This is a genomic window from Neobacillus sp. YX16, from assembly GCF_030123505.1.
In the GTDB taxonomy this organism is placed as follows: domain Bacteria; phylum Bacillota; class Bacilli; order Bacillales; family Cytobacillaceae; genus Neobacillus.
Map to the genome: position 1 here is coordinate 2,156,553 of NZ_CP126115.1, position 25,415 is coordinate 2,181,967.

Below are 25,415 nucleotides of genomic sequence, written 5' to 3' on the forward strand. Positions count from 1 at the left end.
ATGCTTATGAAGGACTAATCTCACTGGAAACTCTCCTGATTAGTCTTTCATCATGCTTATGAAGGACTAATCTCACTGGGAACTCTCCTGATTTGTCTTTCATCATGCTTATGATGGGCTAATCTCACTGGGAACTCTCCTGATTTGTCTTTCATTACGCATATGAAGTATTAATCTCATTGGGAATTCTCCTGATTTGTCTTTCATCAACCTTTATACAGTTGTATTAATAATCAACAATGAAATTTAACAAAGCTTAATGTTTAAAAACAACAATCCTTGGAGGTTTTTTATGAAAAGCAAAGTATTTAATCCATCTAAGTCTGCCACATCATTTACAAAAGAGGCAAATTTAGCAGTCTATGAATCACTAAATTTCGATGATCAACAGGATTTCTTAGATGCTAACCGAGGTTTTATTGCACCTTTAGAATCTACCATCATTAAGGATCATTCCGGGGAAGTCGTTTGGAACATCGATCAGTTAGAATTTCTTAACGACACTGCACCCGAAACAGTGAACCCAAGCCTTTGGAGAAATGCACAATTACAGGCTATATCAGGTTTATTTGAAGTGGTGGAGGGTGTATACCAAGTTCGTGGACAATCCATCGCCACTACCTTCTTTATCGAAGGAAAACAAGGTGTTATTGTTTGTGATACATCAGCAAGTACGGAAACGGCTAAAGCTGCAATGGAATTATATTATAAACATCGTCCAAATAAGCCCGTTTCAGCGATCATTGTCAGTCAAAGCCATGCGGACCATTTTGGAGGAATTCAAGCCGTTCTAAAATATGCGGCAGATCCGGCCATTCCAATTATCGTACCACAACATTTTACAAAAGAAGCCTTAAGTGAAAATGTCCTTTTAGGTACAATTATGGCGCGCCGAGCAGAGTATCAGTTTGGTAAAAATATACCAGACGGCAGGACAGGCTCTGTTTCTATAGGTATTGGTTCTACAATGAGTTCTGGAACGATGAGTTTTGCGCTGCCAACGTTGGAAATTGAAAACGAAATCCAAACGATGGAAATTGATGGGGTAACCTTCAAGTTTTTGTTAACCCCAAATACAGAAGCACCGGCAGAAATGCATTTTTATATCTGCGATTACAAAGCTTTATTTGTTTCAGAGAATGCTAATCAATTAATGCACCAAATTTATACGGTAAGGGGAGCAAAAACTCGGGATGCCTTGCATTGGGCCAATTCACTCGATAAAACGATCGATTTATTTGAACAGGAAGAGATTGATGCCCTGCTCATGATTCATGCATGGCCAGTTTGGGGCAAAGATCGGGCTTTAGGACATTTGAAATTACAGCGCGATTTATATAAATACATGCACGACCAGACGGTACGTTTAGCGAATCATGGATTAACGATGGAAGAAATAGCTGAAACCATCAAACTTCCAAAATCATTGGATACCTATTGGGGAAACCGGGGGTATTACGGTACATTAAAGCATAATTCGAAGGGGATCTACAATTTTTACTTAGGCTATTATAGTGCACATCCATCAGATTTAGATCCATTACCACAAGTGGAAACGGGTCTTAAATATGTAGAATACATGGGCGGAGTAGCCGCTATTTTGGAAAAAGCAAAAGCTGACTATGAAAACGGGGAATACCGCTGGGTAGCGCAAGTATTAAAAAATGTCGTAATGGCCGACCCAGAAAATAAGGAAGCAAAAAATTTATTGGCCGATGCATTAGAACAATTAGGATACCAAGCCGAATCAGCAAATTGGAGGAATATTTATCTTGTTGGTGCATCCGAACTAAGAGATGGAATGAATAAAGATAATGCTCCACTAGATGTTTCTGGAATTATTCACCATATGCCGGTAGATGATTTCTTAAAGCTAATGGCAGTTAAGCTAAACGGACCAAAAGCAGATGGGAAAAAAATCACATTGAATGTAACTCTATCAGATTCTAACCAAACATATGCGATTTTTATAGAAAATTCTGTTTTGATTTATAAAGAAGGTATGGTAGACGCTAACGCAGATGTTACCTTAACTCTTGATCAATTAATATTTTATGGAATTGGCCTGGGTCTTCTTTCACCTGAACAAGCAGTAGCCACAGGAAAATTAATGATTTCTGGTGACCAAACGAAACTGAGTGAATTTTTATCACTATTAGATGTGTTCGACCGTTTTATCAATATCGTAACACCTTAAATATTAATGAAAAAATGGATGTATTTGAGGAAAGGCTGGAGATTGAATGAAACGTTGGGCGAAATGGATTATTTTACTTGCACTGTTTATCATGTCTATTGTTAATTTTGCCGATAAGTCCATTACTGGATTATCCGGTATCCATATTATGAAGGATTTAGATCTTACCTCAACACAGTTTGGTATCGTAGCTAGTAGTTTTTTTTGGTTATTTTCCATAGCTGGAATCATAGGCGGTGCTTTGTCGGATAGATTGGGCACTGGTAAACTATTAGCTATTATGGCGATTATTTGGACAATCGCACAATCAATGGTGCTGTTTGTATCAAGTTTACCATTACTAATTTTTAGTAGAGTACTACTAGGTGCTGGAGAAGGTGCTTTTTCTGCAACGGCAGTCAGTCATATTAGTAAATGGTTTAAACCGGAGTCACGTGCTTTTGCCATATCGATTATAAATTTTGGCAATGTTGTGGGTATCGCGGTTACCGCCCCTTTAATGGTTTTTTTAATTTCAAATTACGGGTGGAAACAAGCATTTTTTATTTCTGGAATTTGTAGCTTTCTCTGGTTAATAGCCTGGCTTTGGCTGGGACGGCTTAGAGCAGATAATTCTTTTGAAGAAGAGGGAAGTAAACAGGGAAACAAACAAGTGAAAAATGGGAAAGACGTCTGGAATGCTTTACGATCTCCGATATTTATTTTGACAATATTAGTTGCACTTATCGCCTATTCTATAATTGTTTTTGGACTTACCTTCAATCCTGCATATCTAATCAAAGTTAAGGGATTATCTGAACAACAGGCAGCAAATGTGATTGCGATCTCCGGATTAATTGGGGCACTTTTGGGGATTTTCCTTGCTTTTTGTTCAGATCGTTTATACAAAAAAACTCAAAGTTTATGGATTTCGAGAATTCTATTTACCGGTATTTGTGTGATTCTAGCAGGGATTTTATACGCGCTTTATCCACTTGTGAATGGAGCGGGTTCCATTATCATCATCCTTTCACTAGTCAATGCGTTAGTTGTCACCATCAACACTCTTAATCCGGCAGTAGTCATTAGTTTACTTCCTGAGCACAGAGGTGTGATGGCAGGTACTTATTATGGAATTATGTCTTCATCCGGTATTGTTGCTCCAATTATATTTGGAAAACTCATTCAAGAATCCGTTACAAATCCTGCAGGCGGTTTTGATGCATCCATTTATGGAATGTCTATTGCTATGGTGATAGCAGCTATACTCATATTCCTTTTCGGAAAACCAAAACAGCGAGTCACAAAAGAGAGAGAAAGTAAATTAGTTAAAAATTTTTAAAAGGATGGTAGTAATATGGCAGCAAAAAAAGAGAATTTTAATGAGTCATTGAAAGAAACAAAAACGGGAAAGAGAAAACAAGAAGCTGATGAAACGGTAGAAAAAGTAAATGAACTAATACTAGAGGGAAAACATGGCGAAGAAACAACTGACGATGGCGAAATGGAAGGATCGCTTTCTAGTCTAGACCTGCTCTGGACATATGCATTCCAAGAATTAGATCAATGGGAAAAGTGTGCTGATCGACGCGACGAAGTCTTATTAAAAGAGGTGAAACATTTCTCTGAAAGTGTAGAACGGAATCAGGGAAATATAAAAGCAGTAGCAGACCAATTTACAATGGAATTTACTGAATGGGAAAAGACTGCACGAGATGAATTTTTAATGTCAACAACCCTTCTGCAGCAATTCTTTCCAAATAGGTCTTATGAAGAAATTAATGCGCAATTTGATCAGATACAAAATTCAGTATTATCTCTCTTAAGTACTCCGTGTCAAACCATTGGAAACTGCCAGAGTGTTGTGAATTATGAGCATTATATGGAGCTTAGGAAAAAAGGAAGATTGCAATTACTCAATACTATAAAACAAGCTGGAAATCCGCTCTATGAATATCAAAAGGGATTTGTCAATCAGTTTGCAACACAATTCAAAGATCTTATCTTCCCACTAAATAAATATATGGAAGAAACAGAAGAAACTACAAAGTCTTAATTTAAGGAGAAGAACAACATGTCAAATGAAAAAAAATATGATCCATTTTTGGGATTCAACCAATTGAGTGAAATGTGGGACAAACAAATAACTGGCCTATTATATAACTTCGCGGACAACAAAGAATTTGTTCGCACAGCAAGTATCGGAATAAACAGCTATTCTATGTACCTAGAGAAATTAAAAAAGAGCCAAGAGCTTTTTGCTTCTCTCATGAATATACCGACAAAGAAAGATGTTGCGAATGCAGCAAAGCTATCCATTCAGACAGAAGAAAAAATTGATATTTTAGAAGAACAAATTTGGAAATTACAAGACAGTGTAAACTCGATCACTAAAGAAAATGTAGGAATGTTTGAAGAGACTTTAAGTATTGTTATACAGATGAAGTATGAATTCCAGAAGATTGCCAAAGAGGTGGCGGAAACTAAAAAAGTGCAAGCTGACCTTCTGGAATTACGGAAAGAAATAGAAAGAGATCTGATCGGAAGTGTGCGGGAAAAACCGAAAAAGGAATCGGAAAAAAAGCAGGATAAAGAGCTAGTCCTCTCCGGCAGTAATAAATAACATTGAAGAGAGCAGTGATAATTATGAAAGCATTAGGAACAGATCTTTTTCCAATCTTAGGCATAGAAAAAGAAACAAAACGGTGGAACCAGCTTTATAAAATTATGACCGAGCCCAAGCCAGAAATTTTACCAACACCAAGACAGGCTGTCTGGAAGAAAAATAAAGCAACATTATGGTATCATCCTGCAAAGGAAAAAAGACATGCCATCCCAGTATTTCTAGTCTACTCCTTGTTAAATAAGGTGTACATTCTTGACATTGGTGAAGGAAGCAGCGTTGTCGGCGGCCTTACCGAGCGCGGATATGATGTCTACCTATTAGATTGGGGATCCCCTGGGCTTGAAGATTCTGATATCACACTTGATCATTATATTATTGATTATTTAGAGAACGCCCTTAAAAGAGCTTTAAGACATTCAGGTGCAAAGGAAATATCACTTGCTGGTTATTGCCTAGGTGGAACCATTGCAGCCATTCTGGCTTCCATAACAGATTTGCCAATTAAGAATTTATCCCTTGCAGCCGTTCCAATCGATTTTAGTATCGGCGTCCTTCCTGATAAATTGCTGGAAGGACTACAAAAAGGGGAGCTAAGTGTTGACGGTTTTGCAGATGCACATGAGACCATTCCTTCAGAACTTCTGTATTTGATGTTTAGGATGCTTTCCCCAGGTGATGGAAGTACTAAAGTTAATCTGTTCACCCGTGCACATGATGAGAAATATGTAGAAAAGTGGCGCCGAATGGATAAGTGGACGAAGGACACATCTTCGTTTGCCGGTGCTGCATTCAAACAAATGTTTAATGATCTCTATAAAAACAACAAACTCTTAAAGGGAGAATTGGTGATTGGCGGTAGGAAGGTGGATTTAAAGAATATAAACTGCCCGCTCTTTGTCTTCTCTTGCTCACGTGACACGCTTATATTAGAGAAGCAAAGTCTACCGGTGATGGATCTTGTTTCAAGTGAGGATAAAACGTATGAGGTTTTTGAAGGTGGACATGTTTCACTGGTCTTGACCGGAGTGTTCGCTGAAATTTGGGATAAGTGGCTTTCAGCTCGATCACAGGATATTCAGGAGGTACTAAGTTAAAATTATTATCTTTTAAAAATGATTATAAGTTTTTGAAGGGGATTTAATTATTAATGAAAGCTTTATATAGAATAGAAGAGTCATCAGGAGACAGTGTAAAGTATGCACAGCAGCATTTGGCTAATGAAAGAACCTATCTAGCATGGATTAGGACGGCGATATCCATTACGGGAGTAGGCTTTTTAACGACTTCATTGCATTTTACTAGTGAAATTAGCTCTAATCCATTTATTAATACCTTAGTAATCATTCTCGGTATTTTTGCTTGTGTTATTTGTTTTATTATTTGCGTATTTTCTACTTTTCAATATACAAAGAAGAGAAGGGAAATCCAAGAGGGTATCTTCATTCCTTCTAACCATTCTATTATTTTTGTTTCAATTTTATTTTCTTTGTTAGTTTTTATAATTTTTATGTACCTCTCTTTCTTATTATTGATGAAATCTTAATAGATATAAAATGAACAAAGCCATGAATATAAATATGAACTAAAGAAAGCAACTTAAATACTTATTTACAAACACACGGCAACCCCTAGGAACAAAAAGGGGTTGCCGTGTGTTTTTCAGGTTCTATGGAAGGACGACTGGTAATTATCAACATTTAAAGATTCTTCCTATTTTTCAAAGCTTTACGATAAAATCCTCTATCTACCATGGTATTCCTGTAATACACCAGGAAAATGACTAATTGCGAAATATGTTGGAAAAAATCCAACTGTTTAATGTATTGGGTGGTAAGTATACTAGAAAGATATAAATGATTAATGAAAGGATGAATGAACAGATAATGAGTAATAGATTGATTATTGGAATGGACGGCGGAGGAACGAAAACGAGAGTCATGGTCAAAGAACGACAAGACGGAGAAATACTATTTGACCAAAATTTTGGGATGTCAAATTATAATAACATCGGCGTAGAAGGTCTTAGACCAGTATTTTGCGAAATTTATGAAGCTTTATTCACTTGTTTTCAAGAGCGACTGCAAGATGCGATTCTCGTACTAGGTTCTGCAGGTGTCGATAGACCGAAGGATGTTGAAATCTATCTAACTGCATTAAAAGAAAGCGGATTCTCTTGCCAATTAGAAGTGGTGAATGATGCAGAAATTGCCCTAGTTGGTGGCAATGGAGATCGAAAAGATGCTTTGATGATTGCTGGAACAGGTTCCATTGTTATCGGAATTGACTCTAAAGGGAAAATCGTTCGCTCTGGTGGATGGGGCGGATTGATAAGTGATGAAGGAAGCGGTTTCCAAATTGGTCGACATGCGATTGCAGCTGTTATGCAAGAGTACGACAAAGTTATTGCACCTACATCCTTTACAGAAAAGTTGCTGGCTCATTTTCAGTTAACTTCCCCAGAAGAATTTATTGATTTATTATATTTGGAAGATACGCTGCCCGTTGACAAGGTAGCTTCTTGTACGCCAATTATTCTAGAAGCATGGGAAAATGGAGACGAAGCTGCTCGTACGATTGTTGAAGCAGAACTAGAGAAGTTAGTTCGTTTAGTCGTTGGAATCAGTCGACAAATGGGGTCAGAAAAATTCCGTCTCTCTGTTGCAGGCAGTTTGTTAACGAAATCAACAGATTATTTCAGTACGTTAAAAGAGAAGTTACGTGTGGTTTTACCACAAGTAGAAATTTCTACACCACTTTATGACCCAGTATTCGGTGCCATCCTTATTGGTGCGAGGGTACAAGTAAATACAAATTTTGAATAGAAAGGAATGTGACCTAAAATGCGTGAAATAGGAATTAGTGTCTATCCAAACTTTTATCCATTAGATCAAATCAAAGATTATTTGGAAAAGGCCCATTCGTTCGGTTTTAAAAAAGTATTTGTTTCACTGATTTTAACTAATCATGGTTTTGAAGGTGCTCAGGTTGTAAATGCGAACACTTGGAATGACATACTGAGTTACTGTAAAGAACTTGGTATGACTGTATCAGCTGATATGAATGATGAAGTTTTCAACGAGTTGGGTTGTGCATTGAACGATCTTACAGCGTTACAAAAGATGGGCATCACAAAACTCCGTATTGATGGAGGTTTTACGAGCGAAGAAATTGCACTTCTTTCAAAAAATACGCAGGGGATACAAATAGAAGTAAATGCCTCGATGTCTTCCTCTGATAATCAAAATGGAAATGCTTTACGCGAATGTCTTGAATTTTTAGAAACAATAGAAAAAGAAGGAAATATTGGTCAATTAACTGCCTGTCACAATTTTTTCCCGCTGCCAGATACAGCATTGTCTCTTGAGGACATTCGTCCAATTAACGACTTGTTTGCTTCATTTGGTGTGCCGGTCGGAGGGTTTGTTGCATCGCAGCTTTCGCCTAAAGATTTGCACCACTTAGGTCATGGGGTTTGTACGATTGAAAAACATCGCTTTTTGCCTTGTCATATTGCAATGTTAGAGTTATTCGCAAATGGTTTTGATGATGTGCTAATTGGTGACTCGTCTGCGGATCTTTCAGAGCTAGCAGAAATGGAAAGATGTTACAAACAGGATTATATAGAGATTCCAGTTGTATTCAATCCGTTTGTTCCTCAAAATACGAAACTGAAAATTCAAGAGTCCATTCTGATTTCAAGAGTTGATCAGCCTGCCAATCTCATTCGGGCGACTGATACGAGAGGAATGGAAGTGCCCCCTTGCTACTGTGCACCAAGAGAAAAGTATACAATCTCAGTTTTAAATTATAGAAGTGCGCAATATGAAGGGGAATTACAAATCTCATTGAAAGATTTAGGACAATCGGTTGAGCACAATGTGATTGGATTTGTTCATCCTTTTGCAAAAGATTTATTGCCTTATCTTTTAGCAGGCAGAAATAAATTCCGATTAGTAGAATATAAGTAAAATTTATATAGTAGATAAATGATACTAGACTGTAATTCAATGTGGTTAAAACTAGATTATAAAACATGAATGAAACCGGAGGTGATGGAATGGTGAAAAGCGCCATTATTCTTGCGGCAGGCAAAGGCAGTAAAATGTTTCCTTTCAATGCGGTTCGCTCCAAAACGACAATAAAAATCGCAGGGAAGTCATTAATCCGCTATAACATTGAATCCATTGTGGCAATGGGAATAAAAGAAATTATTGTTGTTATTAATGAAGAACATCAAAGAGAAATAGAAAATCTATTATCAGATATAGAAAACGTTAAATTTGTAAGTGATCAATCCAATTTAGGAAGCGCAGAAAGTCTGGTAAAAGGAGCTGAGAAGCTCTCTGATACGAAGGACTTTATCGTTCTCTATGGGGATACCATCGTTGAACAAAAGGATTTAGAGAACTTAGTGAATTCTATAAAACCGGCTGTGTTGTTGAAAAATTTGGAGGAATCCTCAAGAAACTGGATTGGTGCGAGTATCGAGAATGGCTTCGTTCAGTCGATCGGTGCCCACTATCGTGGGAACAGCATTACCCATCAATTTGCAGGGTTTCACTTTGACGATACACTTCTAGATTACGTGAAAAGAACTCCCGATTATTTTCCAGACGTAAAAGTAGGTGTAGGTGTTCCAAAAGAGAGATATATTGAAGCTGGACTTCTGAAATCGCTTGATAAAGTAAAATTGAAAGCAATCGAATGTAGTGGATATTTCTTTGATATTGACAAGCCCTGGCATATGTTAGAAGCGAACCGATATATGGTGGATCATTTTTGTCATGCACTGCAAGAGAACCAACTAGCAGAAGGGGCGACGATTTCAGCAAATGCAACCATTCATGGCCATGTAAAACTGGGCAAGAACTCCTCAATTGGTGATCGAGTTGTCATTCACGGTAACCTGATTGTTGGTGACAACACCATCATTGATAATGGAGCCATTTTTAATGGCAATGCTGTGATTGGTGATCATACAAAAATTAGTAATTACTGCATCATTTACGATGGAGTATCGATAGGTTCGAATTGTATATTCGACCATTGTGCAGAGTTCCTTGGCGGAATGGTGATGGATAAGGTATATCTTTACCACTATGGCGAGTTTTATGGTGCTATTGGCAGTCATACGGATATCGGAGCAGCAACCGTTTGCGGAACATTACGCTTTGATGACGGAGAAACGGAGCACGTTGTAAATGGACGAAAAGAAGTACCGTTACATTTTTCAAATGCAGCTTATCTTGGCGACTATTGCAGAACGGGCGTAAATACGATTATTATGCCTGGTTGTAAAATAGGTGCTTATAGTGTTCTCGGAGCTGGTGCAATCATCGATAAAGATATTGAAAAAAATAGTCTTGTTTTCGTGAAACAAGATCTAATTATAAAAAAATGGAGCGAAAATAAGTACGGGTGGTAACAAATCAATAAAAGGGGAATAGCCATCATGGATAATTATTATCAATATGTGACTGCAAATCTCGAAAAACTGTATACGACACAGATTGAAAAAATGGAGGAAGCAGCCACGTGCATTTTTGAATCCCTTCAAAATGGAGGTCGCTTCCTAGTTACAGGTTCAGGTCACTCCCATATGTTTGCAGAAGAATTTTACGTAAGAGCGGGTGGATTTGCACAAGTCTCGCCTATTTTACCGAATGAGTTTTTTTTACATGATCATCCTTTAAAGAGTACTATGATTGAACGCATAGAAGCCTATGCAAAAGTTATCTTTGATTTATATAAAATCAACTCAAAGGATGTACTTGTCATTGCTTCCAATTCAGGAAGAAATGGAATGACGGTTGAACTTGCAAAAATGGCACAGGAATGTGGTACAAAGGTCATTGCTTTTACAAATCCGAATCATCCTGCAGGCTCAAAATCAAGACACAGCAGCGGAAAATATCTTTGTGACTTTAGTGATGTCGTTATTGATAGTTGTACTGGACCTGGGGATGCTTACTTTTTTGTAGAAGAAGCAAAAACAGGTATGGGGGCAACTTCTACTATGGCGGGAGCTTTTGTTGCTCAAACCATTTCTATTTTGTTAGCAAAAAAATACCACCAAGCTGGACTGAAACCGCCGGTGTTTAAGAGTTCTAATGTTGATGGCGGAGATGAATGGAATAAAGAACTTTTTGCGAAGTATTACGGTGTTTAAATTAGCCCTAATAAGCAACTGGTAAAGTGAATAGGAGCTTAATGAGAAAAGCGTTCCCAAGCTCTGGGAACGTTTATTTGGTTTATAAGAAATTTTCCATGTTCTGGACATGTAGGAAAATTTAAGGGATATATAAGCTTTACTTAACTTGTATGAAGTAATACTTAATTTTTAAACGTGTAATCCTATGATAAGATTCATTCAGGTTTGATTCATATTGCGAAATATGTTGGAAAAAATCAAACTGTTAAATGGATTTGGCGGGAAGTAAACTTAAATCAACTAGAATAACATCTAGGGCGATGAGGTAATGTATGCGAAGAGATCTAATTTTGCAATATTTGTATCAAAAAGGAAAATCACTTACATCACATGAAATTGAATCAGAATTTGCCATTTCAAATCGGACATTACGAAATGAATTAAAAGAATTAAACGTTATTGGTGAAAAATCTGGATTTGTTATTCAGAAAAAACGTGGTGTAGGATATTTACTTCATGTAGTAAATCAAGAAATGGTTCAATCGTATTTGGAAGAAATTAAGGGTGCTTTAGCCCCGGATTTACCTCGTGTTCGAGTAAGCAATATCATAATGCTCCTGCTCCAAACGACTGAGTTTCAAACTATTGATATGTTCGCTGATAGCCTAATGATCAGCAGATCGACAGTTCTTAGCGACATGGTTGAAGTTGAAAGGCAAGTTAGGATTTTTGATTTAAAAGTAGAAGCGAAATCACGTTACGGTGTTCGTTTACTAGGTGACGAAACAAATTTTAGAAGGGCGTTTTCCTATTTCTTGAGTCAAAAGGAAACAGGATTGTTAAAAAAATCTAATTATCTAAATTTCGAGAAAGCGTTTCCGTTTGAAGAGATTAGAACTGTTTTGAGTGAAGAGGTACAAATCAATCGTTTGAAATTAAGTTATTTTGCCCTTGAGAACATATTAATGCATATTCAAATACTCTCGTTTCGAGTAACTCAACACAATTTTATATTGCCTAATCAAGAAAAGAAGTTAGATGTTTCCCTGATTAAGCCATCTTATATGAATATAGCCAAGAGAATTTGTGAAGTACTTTCTGAACTATATCATGTTGTACTACCAGAGAGTGAAATGATCTATCTTGCTGCACATATAAGTGGTAAATCTAGTGTCGATGATATTGAGGAACAAGAAAAGAATGATTTGGAACAAAAACTAAAGCATTGTTTTGAAAGATTAGATCAAACATTCTTGACACAGTTTACAGGTGATCAACAACTTTTGGATATGCTTTTGATGCATATGTATCCTTTGTTAAGAAGAATATATTTCAACTTAAAGCTTACAAATCCATTGATTGATGACGTATACAGTAGATATTCCGACGTCTTTATGATTGCTTTAAAATTTTCTGAAATGATAAAGGAAATATGGGGATTTGAACTTTCTAGTGATGAAATGGGATACATTACCATGCATTTTGCAGCTCATATGGAAAGAGAGAAGCAAAAACAATTAAGTTCCTATAAGAAAATTCTACTATCGTACGGATCAGGAGCAGGATCGGCTGATTTACTTAAAATGAAACTTGAAACACTTTTCCAAGGTGCAACCATTAACGTCGTTCTATACAGTGAACTTCAATCGGTTCATCAAGAAGAATATGATTTATTAGTTTCATCTCATCCAATTCGTTTTGACAATATTTCAATTCCATATATTCAAGTAGCACCAATATTAACTGAGACGGATATCCAGAGAATTCGTCGTACGCTGACTAGGTATCCAGCGAGTAGCGTTAAGGCAAATGCACCAACTCTCTTATCTCTGTTTCATTCAGATATGTTTTATATAGAAGATACTAGAGAGGCTTTTGACTACAAAGCGTACATTAAAGAAAAAGCGAAAAGAGTTGTTGAATTGGGTTTTGCAACACCTGACTTTCCTGATTTGGTTGTCGAACGGGAAGAAAAAATATCGACGATTCTCCAAAATGGGATAGCAGTGCCACATGCATTAAAAATGGTTGCTATTCAAGATTCGATAAGTGTTGTGATATTTAAGAATCCAACAACTTATGATGGAAAGGTAGTACAAATACTTTTTTTAATTAATCTACGTGCGGGAGACTTGTTTTTACACAAGGAGTTAAGTCGATTAGTTTTACATTTAATGGAGCATCCCGAAGCGAAACAGAGAATTCTGAAGTCAAGTAACTTCAATGATTTTCAATACGAGGTTTCTAAAATATTATTCTGCTAGACTAACAGATTTAGCCAATTATATGAAAGGGGGTGATCGTAGAAGGGGAATGAAGGGTTTAGAATGTATGGTTAAATCTCTGAGTTAGAAAATGGATTCGAATATATTATATAGGAGGAACATAATGAAAAGAAGTAAATTGCGTTTTGGTAAACCTGTTACGGCCGCTGTTTTAGCAGCTTCAATGGTTGCAGGTAATTTTAGTGGTTTAGTTGTTAAAGCTGCTCCTGCTCCTACTATTTCAACTCAATCTTTTATTGTAGCTCCTGTTTCAACTGGCACAAGTATTTATATGAACACTACACATATCACTCATGCAAAACCTACTGGTTTAGATACAACAAAGCCAGTAAAATGGACAACTTCTGATCCATATGTTGCATATGTTGATATGGTTGGCAACGAAAAAGGCGATTTCAGCGGAAAGATTTTAGGCGTATCTGGTGGTACGGCAAAAATCACTGGTACTGGAGTGGATACAACTGGTGCTGCTAAAACTGTAGAGATTACTGTTACTGTAGTAGAAGCACAAGCTACTACTAATCTTGAAAAATTAGTTTACTATTATAATGCTGGGGATGATAGGATACCAGCTGCCCTTTCAACATCGACTTGGAAAACAACTAATATTCCTTCTGCTCCAGCAGGAAAGAAATTCCCATCTAAGAGCTATGTAGGATATGTTGAAGGAGAAGACGGTGTAAAATGGTTAATTTCAAAAGACACTTTAATCAAGTCAAATGATAAAATCATCCTGGGTGATGAGAGAGCGCATGGAGTAATTTCTGGTATCGTATCTGATGCAATTACACTCTACGATCCTAACTTATCTTCGGCTGATCAAATTCAATATTTACAAGGTGGAAGATATATTCCACAAACTGGTGAATCTTCAGGTTCTGGTACTAATAATGCTGGTAATACTGCAACATTTAACGCAAAAGAAGTGATTACCAACATCATGCCTGATGGTAATAATGGACTTTGGATTCTTGGCGAAAAAGGAAACGCAACTCACATTGTGAGAAAGCAAATGTCCTTACAAAGTAAAGCATTACTTCAAACAGAAATTTCTAGAAACTATACAGACAGATTCGGATTCCAATCTGGTAATATGAGATTCAATTCTCAAGAGGATATGATTAAAGCGCTTATGACTGCTGATAAAGATGCAGGCAGAGGAAACTATGATACAGACAATGATGGTCTATGGACTACAATGTATGCTTCTGGTGAAATCTGGAGATACAACTACATGAAAAATACATTTGGTCCAAATGATGAAAGAACAAAAGATGCAAAAGCATCTGCAATTCGTGCAGTTGAATCAATCGTAACGCTTGGTTATGTATCTGGTACGCAATTAAAAGTTACTTCTCAATACAATGTAAACGACTATGTGTATGTTGTTAACTCTTATGGTGGAAACGTAAAAACTAGCGCTGAAGCAAAAGCATGGCTTGCTGCTAACGAAGGAAAGCCAGTATTCGTTGATGAAAAGGGTAAATATACATTGACTGACACTGGAAATCCTGCTTCAGCTGGTTTCTTTGCTCGATCGTACAAAGTAGACACAAGTAACAATGGCGCAACACTTGCAGAAGCTAAAACATGGGATAACGCATGGATTAAGAAGAAGGCAGGACAAGCTGTAGATATTAATGGAAAAACTGTTTACTATAATGTCCCTGGATCTTTCAAAAGTGGAGTTCAAACCGATCTTAAAGCATATGACACAGTTGCAGTACCTCCACGTTTAACAGAAGTTTTTGCAAACCAAAACGAAGGTTTTGATGCTGATTCACAAGATTTAGACTCAGATAAAGTTTTTTACAAAGCAACAACATCTACAGATGAATTAGTAGGTCATTATTTTACATTAGACCTAGCATATAAAGCATTCAAAGAAGATGATCCAGAACTAGCAGCGCTTATCAAAAATGATATGATTAACCACACAAATGCACTAGTTCTAAACAACTATTTCCAATTGACTGTTAATGGTGAGAACCCAGCTGAATCTCGTTTTGCTAGTGGTTCTGTTCCTGGAAATGGATTAAACGGTCCAAATGCTCCAACAAGATGGGCAAATATGAACCCTGAATACCTTGATGGTAATAAGGATGCATGGGGAAGAGATGCAGACTTTGAAGACGGTCCATTAAATGCGCAATTACAGTTACAAGCACTTGTAGTTGCAAGAGATTTGGGTACGTATACTCCTGTAGAAAAAGCAATCCTCGAAGATCAAGGCATTGATGTAATTGAACCACTTGATTTTGCAAACGAATACAAAGTAATGAATGGCGTAAAAGCGTCAGAAAAAGCTAATGAACACAATGATTTTGAAGTAAGATATCCAAAAACATATAACTCAAAATCGATGCTTGATATGACATTACAATATCTTGCAAGATACTTTGGTATTGCTGCTCATAACGGTGATGATATCGGTGTAAGTGGTGTAACTCACGAATCATACATGAACTATTCTGATGAAGAAGAAGAAGCACTAGCATACTACACATTATCTCACCATGCTGATAAGTTTAACGGTTACGAAATCTTAGAAGGCATGAACCAATGGTGGACAAACGAAAAGAGAGAGAAAAACCCATTCATGACAACTTTCTACGCGGCTTCTCTAGGTGCATTGAAAGCTAAAGGTATTGATATCGGAAACGCACAAGTTGACCTTTCTGGTTCAGAGTGGTATATGACACGTATTCCTAACAATTTCATGAACTTTGATGTATTATCAGCAAACAGAAATGACGTAACACACGTAGCACCAAATCTTATGGTTGATCAATTAATTCCTCGTGATGAAGTTATGATGTCCAAGTACAACACAAACATTTTTGGAACGATGGATAGAAGAACGATTGACTCTGGTAACAGTTTAACAATGGAATCTTCAACTGTCATTTCAATGCCTTACTGGATCACTCAAAACCCTGAAGATGCTGCTTATGTAGAAGATTTAGGATCAGAAGTTACTGCACCAGTTAATAATGGTACAGAAAGCCTTGAATACCCAACTAATCTAGCATCTATGAATCCTCATGCTAAATATAATGCAGACACACATACATTTACAATTAACGTAGGTGACTCTGTAAAGCTTGATGCTAAAACAACGGGATATATTAAGAATGTGTCTTGGGCAACGGATGCTTGGGATCAAGCAGGATATATCAATGGATTACCGACACAAATCAATGCTGAATCAGATGTATTTCAAGTTATTGACCTAAGAAATATAGCAACATACGGTGATGAAGGAAACGTAAGACCAACGGATTTAAGTGTAAATGGCGAGTACTATGGTGCTTATGCAACTGGTTTAAAACCGGGAACAGCTACCGTTACAGCGTATGTTATTGATGGATTCTTTAGAACGCCTGCTAAAATAACATACACAATCAATGTTGTTGATCCTCAGAAATCAGCAAAGCCAATTGCTCCTACTAAGCTTGACAAGAATTCTTTTGCCTATCCAACATGGTTGAAAAATGCAATGGCTGATTCAAAATTAAATACTGATGGAAACAAATTTGTAGAAGTTAGTTACGAATCATCTTCACCAGACGATGTAGCTGTTGATAGTGAAACAGGAGAAGTTACGTATAAAACAGATAAGCAAGCTTTCATCATTGCTACTGTTGTATACTCTGCAATGACAATTGATGGAGAGCCTAGATTTGAAAACGATAGCCACGTGATGACTTTTGTAAGACCTGTTTCTAAGAAATCGCATCGTTAATATTTTATAAGGATCTTGGTATAAGGGGAATTTCTGATTTACCAAGATCCTAATCCTTATTAGGAGTGATAATTCAATGAAAAGTAATTTTTTTGAAGAGAAATTTTTACCGATTGCTTCGAAAATAGGTAATCAAAGACATTTGCTTGCCTTACGTGACGGTATTATGTTTGCAATGCCTCTTATGATAATTGGTTCGTTTTTCATTATTGTAGCTTGGTTAGAAGCAGAATGGTATCAAAACTTCATGGCAAAAACCTTTGGGGACAATTGGAATGCTTTTGGAGACATCGTTTATAACGGTACAATGGGTATCATTGCTTTAGTTGCTGTGTTTGGTGTAGCATACTCACTAGCAGGCAGTTATAAAGTCGATGGTAAGAATATTGATGGTGTTCCAGCTGGTGTTTTAGCATTAGCAGGATATTTAATTGTTAACATTATGAGCACTTTCATGGTTGATGAAGAAAGCGTATCCGCTTGGTCACCCGATATTTTTAGTGCACAGTATCTATTTGTTGGATTAATTGTTGCCATTATTACCGCTGAAATTTATCGTTTCTTCTTACAAAAGAAGATGATCATCACGTTACCTGATACTGTACCACCATCCGTTTCACGTTCTTTTACAGCCCTTATTCCTGGTTTTGTTATTATTATTTTCTTCTTAATAGTTAGATTTGTATTTGAGCAAACTAGTTGGGAAAATTTCGCAACTTTTATACAGGACGTTGTCACACAACCATTTACGATTTTAGGTTCAACCTACATTGGTACGCTTATCGCAAGTTTAATGGAACATCTCTTATGGAGTTTTGGAATCCATGGTTCATCCATCATCACTTCTGTTATGGAACCTATTTGGATTACGAATGCGGATGCAAATTTAGCGGCAGTAAAAGAGGGTGCAAAGACACTACCACATATCATTACGTATACATTCTATGAGAATGGTATCTGGATGGGTGGATCAGGCGCTACTTTACCAGTTGCTATCTATATGATGTTTTTAGCAAAATCAAAACTTCTTAAGAAAGTTGGACGCTTGGCGATTGGACCTTCCATTTTTAATGTCAACGAACCAATTATGTTTGGAGTTCCGGTTGTCTTAAACCCATTCTTAATGATTCCTTTCATGCTTGCACCAGTAGCAGTTTTAACCGTTACTTATTTTGGTACATCAATGGGTATTTTCCCACAAACGACTGGTACGATCATCCCGTGGACAACACCATATTTCATCAGTGGTTATCTTATGACTGGTGGTAAAATTATGGGTGTAGTCATGCAATTGGTTGCTTTTGCAGTTGCCTCTGCAATTTGGTTCCCATTCATTAAGATGTGGGATAAGAAAAACTTAGAAATGGAGAAAACTTCAAATACTAAGATGTTGGATAAAAAAAACTTAGAAATGGAGAACGCAACAATTAATTAAGGCGTGACTTCTTTCGGGTGTCAATCTTTTCAAGTTTGACACCCATTATATCCGTTATTGTAGAAGCTAGATCCAAACGGACGTCTTAATTTTTTATGCGAATACCTACTATGGACATCAAAAAGAAAATATTTACTCCGTTACGATTAAAAAGAATAGGTGCTTTTGTCATTGATGCGGTGATTATCTCCATCCTACTTTCAATTGTTTATCGAATCACAGGTTTTGCAGACTTCCCTGGAGTCTTAACAAAAATGATTGAAATTCAAAAAACAATGGGTGAAGCAGCTAGTCAAGATGCTACTGTAAAGGTAATGGCTCTTTTTAATGAAGCCTTTCTCCAATCGCTTCTTATCTGGTTTTGTTATGATGTCTTAACAACCTTATTATTAAGAGGATCTACGATTGGGAAGATAATATTTCGATTGAAACTAACACACATCCATAACAAAAAAGGTAAGCTTGCTTATGTATTATTAGTGATTGTTAGAAGTTTCTTTAAATTTTTATCGATGTTTCTTTTTCAAGGCCTTCCATTTTTGATATCCGTTATAAGCATATTTGCTAATCCAAACTCATTAGCTGCACACGATCGATTAGCTCGATTAGTCGTAGTCAATAAGAACGACGTTAAAAGCTTAGAATAGAAGGGGAAATCATAATGAATATTTTACTTTGTTGTGCTGCCGGCATGTCTACAAGTCTTATCGTTACAAAAATGGAAAAAGTTGCTGCGTCAAAAGGGATTTCAGCACGCATTTGGGCAGTTTCTGAATCAGTTGTTCGCTCGGAAATCGAGGAGGCTGATGTGTTATTGTTAGGACCACAAGTACGTTTTATTTTGAACGAAATGAAAAACATCTGTGGTGAGAAAAACATTCCAGTTGAAGTCATTGATATGATGAATTATGGCATGTGTAATGGTGAAGCTATTCTCGAGCAAGCAATAAAACTAATAGAAAAAAAGTAGTATACAATTCTGTATGTATCTCTTCCTATATAATGCCTCTTAAAAGCAAATGACTATTTGAAGATTTTAATAGAGTACAAGAATAACCAAAATGGTTTTAACATGGAAAATTTGTGGTCATTGGTATCAGGGTTTCAAAATTTCTCTTGAAAGAGAAAGGAGGTTAGTTTTATGGTAAAACATGAAACAGAAATTTTTACATTGATTTTACATGGTGGAAATGGTCGAAGTGCAGCAATGGAAGCCATTCATGCCGCAAAAGAACAGAATATGGATTTAGCACGCGAGAAATTAAAAGAAGCAAGTGATGCTTTAAATAAGGCACATCATATTCAAACATCACTCATTCAATCTGAGATAGGTGGAAATCCAACAGAAATTTCACTTTTAATGATTCATGCCCAAGATCACTTGATGAATGCGATGACCGTAAAAGACTTGGCAAAAGAGTTCGTTGACATGTATGAAAGGGGCCTTAAGTAATGTCAAAGAAATTTAAAGTTGTGACAATTGGTGGGGGCTCTAGTTATACGCCCGAACTAGTTGAAGGCATTATTAAGCGTTATGAAAAAATACCAGTTACAGAACTTTGGCTTGTTGATATCGAAGCAGGTCGCGAAAAATTAGAAACAGTTGGTGCGCTAGCAAAGCGTATGGTCAAAAAAGCTGGGGTTCCAATTGAGATTCACCTTTCGTATGATCGTCGTGAGGCTTTGAAAGATGCTGATTTCGTTACGACACAACTTCGTGTTGGGCAATTGGCTGCACGTGCACTTGATGAAAGAATTCCATTAAAACATGGTGTAATCGGGCAAGAAACCAATGGTGCAGGTGGTTTGTTTAAAGCGCTCCGTACGATTCCAGTAATTTTAGATATTTGTAAGGAAGTTGAAGAGCTTTGTCCAAATGCGTGGGTACTTAACTTTACAAACCCTGCAGGTATGGTGACAGAGGCAGCGTTAAGATATTCAAATATTAAGAAATTTATTGGCCTTTGTAATATTCCGATTGGAATGGAAATGGGTATTGCAAATCTATTAAATGTGGATCACTCTCGTGTTCGTATTGATTTTGCAGGTCTTAATCATATGGTTTTTGGATTAGAGGTTTATCTAGATGGAGTGAGTGTAAAAGATAAAGTTCTTGAAATGATCATGGACCCTGCAAATGCAAGTTTTGTAAAAAATATTGACGCAGAGGAGTGGGCACCTGAATTCCTAAAAGGTATCAATGTCATCCCATGCTCATACCATCACTACTACTACAAAACATCTGAAATGCTGGCAAGAGAATTGAAAGAATTCGAGTCTAATGAAACACGTGCAGAAGTCGTACAACGGATTGAAGCATCTCTATTTGAAAAATATAAAGATGAAACGCTAGATGTAAAACCACCTGAGTTAGAAAAACGTGGCGGGGCATACTACTCCGATGCGGCTTGTCGTTTGATCTCATCGATTTACAATGATACGCGAGATATTCAACCATTGAATACAATGAACAAAGGGGCAATTTCAGGCCTGCCATATAACAGTGCTGTTGAAGTTAGCTGTGTCATTACAAAGGATGGTCCAGTACCATTAACGATGGGAGAAATGCCAGTTCCAGTTCGAGGATTGATACAAACGATTAAATCTTTTGAACAGATGGCCATTGAGGCTGCGGTAGAAGGAAGTCGTGAAAAAGCAATCGTTGCATTGACGATCAATCCGCTTGTTGCAAACGATAAAATGGCTATAGCGATTGTAGACGAAATGCTAGAGGCACACAAAGCATATTTACCAAGGTTTTTTAAAAAATAGCCAATCTGATTGTCAGGTATTTATCTGATTTCTTGATAATAGAAAAAAGTCGTATACACTTAAAGCAACGTTGATACATAAAACCCACCGGATCATTATTCGGTGGGTTTTGTTGATGATCAACAAAGTTATTTAAGAGAGCTTTATCATTGAACAATCGATCAATTCGGATGTAATAAGTTCTATAAGCATTTTAAAAATCAAAATTAAAAAACAGAGGAATTAGGTAGCCTCTGTTTTTAGTGCTCTATCAAATTATCGAACTAAGGCTGGGTATAAATATTACTTAGCCCCAAGTCCGCCATCAATACCCAATATATTTCCATTACAATAATCAGAGGATGCCGAAGCAAAATAAATGACAGCTCCAGCTATATCACTATCTCTGCCTAATCTCCTTGAAGGAGTCTTAGTACCTTCCCCGCCCAATCTATTTGCAAGTGTACCTTCTACTTGCGGATCATTCATTCCAGTAGTCATGATTCCAGGTGCAATAGCATTCACAGTCAGTCCATGACGTGCCCACTTGACTGCAAGATCCTTCGTTAATGTGTTAACGGCACCTTTACTTGCTGCATATCCTACAGAGTCTACTACTTCTGGGTCCGTACCCCTAGTTGCAACAGTTGAAGAAACGTTAATGATTTTTCCGTATTTATTTTCAATCATATGTCTTCCAACAGCCTGGCACATTAAGAATGTACCTGTCAAATTTGTATCGATCATAACTTGCCATTCTTTAAAAGGCATCTCCGTCGCAGGGATTTCATAAGCTACTCCACTAGCGTTGACTAAAATGTCGATCTTGCCAAATTGAGAAATTACCTTCTCTACAGCTTGTCCAACAGATTCAGGATCTGTTACATCCAATGCCAGGGCAAATGCTTGTCCTCCTAACGTTTCAATTTCTTTTACAACGTTCTCGCAAACTTCTAAACGACGTGAACCTACTACAACGTTAGCACCAGCTTTTGCAAGTGCAATTGCCATTTGACGGCCTAACCCGCTGCCGCCTCCAGGAACGATTGCTGTCTTTCCTGTTAAATCAAAAAATTGGTTCAATGACATGCTGATTTCCTCCTGTATTGGAAATATTCAAAGATTTTAAAATCTTAACAATATTCATTATACTTATAAATTATAATTAAATAAAATTAACGATTTTAATGTGTAAGTAAGTATTACTAATATTAAAACAGGGGCTGAGGTCACAAAATTCAATTTCAATTTATAAAATTATACGGAAGTGGGGGGAGCTAAAAATATCTTCATTACCAGGATTGATGACGTTTCTAGTCTTAGCGTTTATGCAAACTTTAAAAAATCGGTAATATTAAGCTTTACTTCATAACATGTTAAGTTTTCTGTAATTTATTAAACCAAGTCACCATGATAAAATCTATCTGTTAATTTAAAATCCAAATGAATCTATGTATACAGTTTAATAATGGATGTGGCTAAATTGGACAAACTATTAATCAGGGACTGCATTATTATATTTGCAGTGTTATTAACTAGTTTTACAGATAATAATCGAGATATAAAAATCAAACCTGAATCAACAACGTCCGTACATGCAAAACAGAATGATGAAAGTATCCATGTTGACGTTAACCCAAAGAGCATTTCTGTTCTCGTAAATAACCTACATAAGCTTCCAGAAAGTTATTCCCCACCAGATCTTATTTATGCAGATATTCCATTTATTTTCCAAGAGAAAACTGAAAAGCGAAAAATGCGTTCAGAGGCAGCAGGAGCGATTAAAGACCTATTTACTGATGCAAAATCACAAGGTATTTCATTAATAGGTGTTTCGGCTTATCGATCACATGCAACTCAAACAGCATTATTTCAGTCTTATGTAAGTAAAGATGGATATGAGGAAGCAAAAACGTACAGTGCTTTGCCTGGCACGAGTGAACATGAAACCGGTCTTGCAATCGATGTTACTGGAGGAGATGGGCAGTGTCCTGCGGAAGACTGCTTCGGGGGAACAAAAGAGGCCCTTTGGTTAGAGGCGAATGCAGCGGATTACGGCTTTATTATTCGATATCCAAAAGGAAAAAAAGCCATTACTGGTTATCAATATGAGCCTTGGCACCTACGTTATGTAGGTAAATCGATTGCTCTTAAAATTATGAACAAAGGAATTACACTGGAAGAATATTTTCATGCAGAACCAGTTAATAAGTAATAAAAAGAGCCCATTTCCTTTAGGAGCTTGGCAACTTTTTACCTTTTATCTCCATTTTTCTTTACTCGCCCAGGAAGCGATAAAACAGGCAGCCGTTACTAGCGAGGGTAACCACACATTAGTAGTAACTGATACATCCGGAAACGAAATAACGGTGAAATTTACCATTGATAAAACATCTACAGTCGTAACTGGTGTAAGCAACAATGGACTTTACAAAAAAGATGTGATCATTACCTTTAATGAAGGAACGGCTACATTAGATGGGGATGATTCTACAAGTGGTAAGACCGTAACTAGCGAAGGAAGTCACACATTAGTGGTAACCGACGCAGCTGGAAACGCAACAACCGTAAACTTTACGATTGACAAAACAGCTCCAAATGCGCCGACAGTTGATACAGTGACTTCTAAGACAACAGAAGTAACAGGTACAGCTGAAGCAAACTCTACGATTGTTGTAAAAGAAGGTAAAGATACAATTGGAATTGGAAAAACTGATCAAGATGGGAAGTTCACTATTTCCATTGAAAAACAAAAAAAAGGCACAAACCTTTACGTAACAGCGAAGGACATTGCTGGCAACGTAAGTGCTGCTACAAAAGTAACGGTTAGCAAATAAGAAACAAAAATATCCCTGAAAATTTTCAGGGATGTTTTTGTTCAAATGAAAAAGAAGGAAGAATCATCCTCCTTCTAGACTGTATACAAGTTTTTAAGCGTTGATTAATAAGTTTGCCATTTCCAATGCTTCATCCAGTAAATTATTATTAGAATAATAATGAAATAATTCCTTTTTAGAACGCTTTATCAAATAAGTATAACCAGAATTACTAAACATAGGTAATGCTTTATTGAATAAATATTGATGATATTCTTTTTCTTTAGATTTTAATAAGTAAAGTAGAAGTTTAAATAAATGGATATATAATAACTCCTTAATCCTAGTTGCAATTGTTAATCCATGTTCTGTCAGTTGTATTAGTTGATCATTGTTAATTAGATTCCCATCAAATGAACTGCGAATAAAACCTTCTAAAGAAAGTAAGTAGACAGGAGATTCTTGATCCTTAAGGGACATGGATTCTTTATAAAACCTGCTTGCTTGCTCATAGTTTTTTCTTCGGAAGTATTCAGCCGCTAAGTTATGTAACACTTTTGCCTTTCGCTCAGGGGCATTCATTAATTCACAGCTTTTAATTAATTTTTTATACCGTTTTATGATTTCCTCTTTTCCATTATCATCTTCAACCTGAATGATCATAAGCATTTCTGCATCAATAACTCTAAGATAGTTATTCATATCTTGAAAGAATTCATGGGATTTTTCAGCATAATAATAAGCTAAAACGGGTGATTGTATAGTGTGGTAAGCGATTGCCAGGTGATAATAATATTCTGGATTATTATAATCCTCATTTTGTATGGTTTTTAATGTTTCTATTGCTTTTACGTATTCGTGTTTTGCAAAGTAGTAGATACCCAAAACATGTTTTAATAAATTGGTTTCATAAGGTGTTAATTTGTTTTCTATTTTTTGTATTTTTTTTATAGTCTTAAATGCCTCAAGGGGCCAATTATTCATTAGGAAATATCTAGCTCGAAGTAACTGATACATAAATCTATATTCTGAGATTTCAATTAATAATTCGCGCTCCAGCTCACTATTAATTTGTTCCATGTCTTCAAAGGATTGCATAATTATAGCATCCTGCCAATGAAATAAGTGTTGTTTAATATTTTTAAGTTTATTTATTTCCAACTCCATATTTATTCCAAGCCGCATGGATAATAAAGAAATGATTTCAGGTGAGTAGGTTGTTTGATTACATTCAATTTTACTAATATGTGTGATAGAACATATATCTTTCCCTAATTGTTCTTGAGTTAGTTTGTATTTCTCACGATAAAACTTGATGATTTTGCCCTCATACATAACTAATTGCCTCCTTCGCCATTTCTCTCTATTACTACAACATTCTACATTCTTCAAAAAATTAAGTACATTTAGAAGAATGGAGCATCTTGTGA

Annotated in this window: 22 protein-coding genes; 19 read left to right on the plus strand and 3 right to left on the minus strand. The window is 36.5% G+C overall.

Going from position 1 to position 25,415, the window contains the following annotated elements; translation table 11 throughout:
* The first annotated feature begins 292 nt into the window (after positions 1–292).
* The 17 genes from QNH48_RS10495 (at position 293) to QNH48_RS10575 (ending at position 21,190) form a co-directional block, all read left to right on the plus strand.
* Entirely contained in the window at positions 293–2,197 is a 1,905-nt protein-coding gene (locus QNH48_RS10495; protein WP_283954831.1) for an alkyl/aryl-sulfatase, read from the plus strand.
* A 46-nt stretch (positions 2,198–2,243) separates the two neighbouring features.
* Positions 2,244–3,518, plus strand: coding sequence for an MFS transporter (locus tag QNH48_RS10500; protein WP_283954832.1), 1,275 nt, complete (start codon positions 2,244–2,246; stop codon positions 3,516–3,518).
* 15 nt (positions 3,519–3,533) lie between these two features.
* Positions 3,534–4,232: a hypothetical protein gene (locus tag QNH48_RS10505; RefSeq protein ID WP_283954833.1), complete on the plus strand. Its 699-nt coding sequence runs from the start codon at positions 3,534–3,536 to the stop codon at positions 4,230–4,232.
* 18 nt (positions 4,233–4,250) lie between these two features.
* On the plus strand, positions 4,251–4,799 hold the full coding sequence (locus QNH48_RS10510; RefSeq protein ID WP_283954834.1) for a polyhydroxyalkanoate biosynthesis repressor PhaR: 549 nt from the start codon (positions 4,251–4,253) through the stop codon (positions 4,797–4,799).
* A 2-nt stretch (positions 4,800–4,801) separates the two neighbouring features.
* Complete coding sequence (locus QNH48_RS10515; protein WP_283954835.1) at positions 4,802–5,896, plus strand: alpha/beta fold hydrolase; 1,095 nt, start codon at positions 4,802–4,804, stop codon at positions 5,894–5,896.
* Positions 5,897–5,949: 53 nt separating this feature from the next.
* On the plus strand, positions 5,950–6,345 hold the full coding sequence (locus QNH48_RS10520; protein ID WP_283954836.1) for a YidH family protein: 396 nt from the start codon (positions 5,950–5,952) through the stop codon (positions 6,343–6,345).
* A gap of 310 nt (positions 6,346–6,655) precedes the next feature.
* Positions 6,656–7,624: an N-acetylglucosamine kinase gene (locus tag QNH48_RS10525; protein WP_283954837.1), complete on the plus strand. Its 969-nt coding sequence runs from the start codon at positions 6,656–6,658 to the stop codon at positions 7,622–7,624.
* A gap of 18 nt (positions 7,625–7,642) precedes the next feature.
* Positions 7,643–8,770, plus strand: a complete 1,128-nt coding sequence (locus QNH48_RS10530; RefSeq protein ID WP_283954838.1) for a MupG family TIM beta-alpha barrel fold protein — start codon at positions 7,643–7,645, stop codon at positions 8,768–8,770.
* 65 nt (positions 8,771–8,835) lie between these two features.
* Entirely contained in the window at positions 8,836–10,227 is a 1,392-nt protein-coding gene (locus QNH48_RS10535) for a nucleotidyltransferase family protein (protein WP_283954839.1), read from the plus strand.
* Positions 10,228–10,254: 27 nt separating this feature from the next.
* Complete coding sequence (locus QNH48_RS10540) at positions 10,255–10,971, plus strand: SIS domain-containing protein (RefSeq protein WP_283954840.1); 717 nt, start codon at positions 10,255–10,257, stop codon at positions 10,969–10,971.
* Positions 10,972–11,285: 314 nt separating this feature from the next.
* Positions 11,286–13,217: a BglG family transcription antiterminator gene (locus tag QNH48_RS10545; RefSeq protein WP_283954841.1), complete on the plus strand. Its 1,932-nt coding sequence runs from the start codon at positions 11,286–11,288 to the stop codon at positions 13,215–13,217.
* A gap of 124 nt (positions 13,218–13,341) precedes the next feature.
* Positions 13,342–16,983, plus strand: a complete 3,642-nt coding sequence (locus QNH48_RS10550; protein ID WP_283954842.1) for a hypothetical protein — start codon at positions 13,342–13,344, stop codon at positions 16,981–16,983.
* 76 nt (positions 16,984–17,059) lie between these two features.
* The gene (celB, locus tag QNH48_RS10555; protein ID WP_283954843.1) at positions 17,060–18,418 is read left to right on the plus strand and encodes a PTS cellobiose transporter subunit IIC; all 1,359 of its coding nucleotides are present in this window, start codon (positions 17,060–17,062) and stop codon (positions 18,416–18,418) included.
* Positions 18,419–18,513: 95 nt separating this feature from the next.
* A complete protein-coding gene (locus tag QNH48_RS10560; protein ID WP_133368704.1) occupies positions 18,514–19,065 on the plus strand; it encodes an RDD family protein in 552 nt (183 codons plus the stop codon).
* Positions 19,066–19,079: 14 nt separating this feature from the next.
* Positions 19,080–19,388, plus strand: a complete 309-nt coding sequence (locus QNH48_RS10565) for a PTS sugar transporter subunit IIB (RefSeq protein ID WP_283954844.1) — start codon at positions 19,080–19,082, stop codon at positions 19,386–19,388.
* A gap of 171 nt (positions 19,389–19,559) precedes the next feature.
* Entirely contained in the window at positions 19,560–19,871 is a 312-nt protein-coding gene (locus tag QNH48_RS10570; protein ID WP_133368702.1) for a PTS lactose/cellobiose transporter subunit IIA, read from the plus strand.
* Entirely contained in the window at positions 19,871–21,190 is a 1,320-nt protein-coding gene (locus QNH48_RS10575; protein ID WP_133368701.1) for a 6-phospho-beta-glucosidase, read from the plus strand. Before QNH48_RS10570 ends, QNH48_RS10575 begins: the two co-directional genes overlap by 1 nt.
* Before the next feature lie 282 nt (positions 21,191–21,472).
* Here the strand turns inward: QNH48_RS10575 and QNH48_RS10580 are convergent, their stop codons facing one another.
* Entirely contained in the window at positions 21,473–22,258 is a 786-nt protein-coding gene (locus QNH48_RS10580) for an SDR family NAD(P)-dependent oxidoreductase (protein ID WP_283954845.1), read from the minus strand.
* A 63-nt stretch (positions 22,259–22,321) separates the two neighbouring features.
* On the minus strand, positions 22,322–22,402 hold the full coding sequence (locus tag QNH48_RS30540; protein WP_481858491.1) for a hypothetical protein: 81 nt from the start codon (positions 22,400–22,402) through the stop codon (positions 22,322–22,324).
* 250 nt (positions 22,403–22,652) lie between these two features.
* On the opposite strand from QNH48_RS30540, the gene QNH48_RS10585 reads away from it, so the two are divergent.
* Both QNH48_RS10585 and QNH48_RS10590 read left to right on the plus strand, forming a co-directional pair.
* Complete coding sequence (locus QNH48_RS10585; RefSeq protein WP_283954846.1) at positions 22,653–23,384, plus strand: M15 family metallopeptidase; 732 nt, start codon at positions 22,653–22,655, stop codon at positions 23,382–23,384.
* On the plus strand, positions 23,362–24,006 hold the full coding sequence (locus QNH48_RS10590; protein WP_283954847.1) for an Ig-like domain-containing protein: 645 nt from the start codon (positions 23,362–23,364) through the stop codon (positions 24,004–24,006). The genes QNH48_RS10585 and QNH48_RS10590 overlap by 23 nt, the downstream gene beginning before the upstream one ends.
* 93 nt (positions 24,007–24,099) lie before the next feature.
* On the opposite strand, the gene QNH48_RS10595 is transcribed toward QNH48_RS10590, so the two are convergent.
* Positions 24,100–25,320 (minus strand): helix-turn-helix domain-containing protein, encoded by a 1,221-nt coding sequence (locus QNH48_RS10595; RefSeq protein WP_283954848.1) that lies wholly within the window; start codon positions 25,318–25,320, stop codon positions 24,100–24,102.
* Positions 25,321–25,415 lie beyond the last annotated feature (95 nt).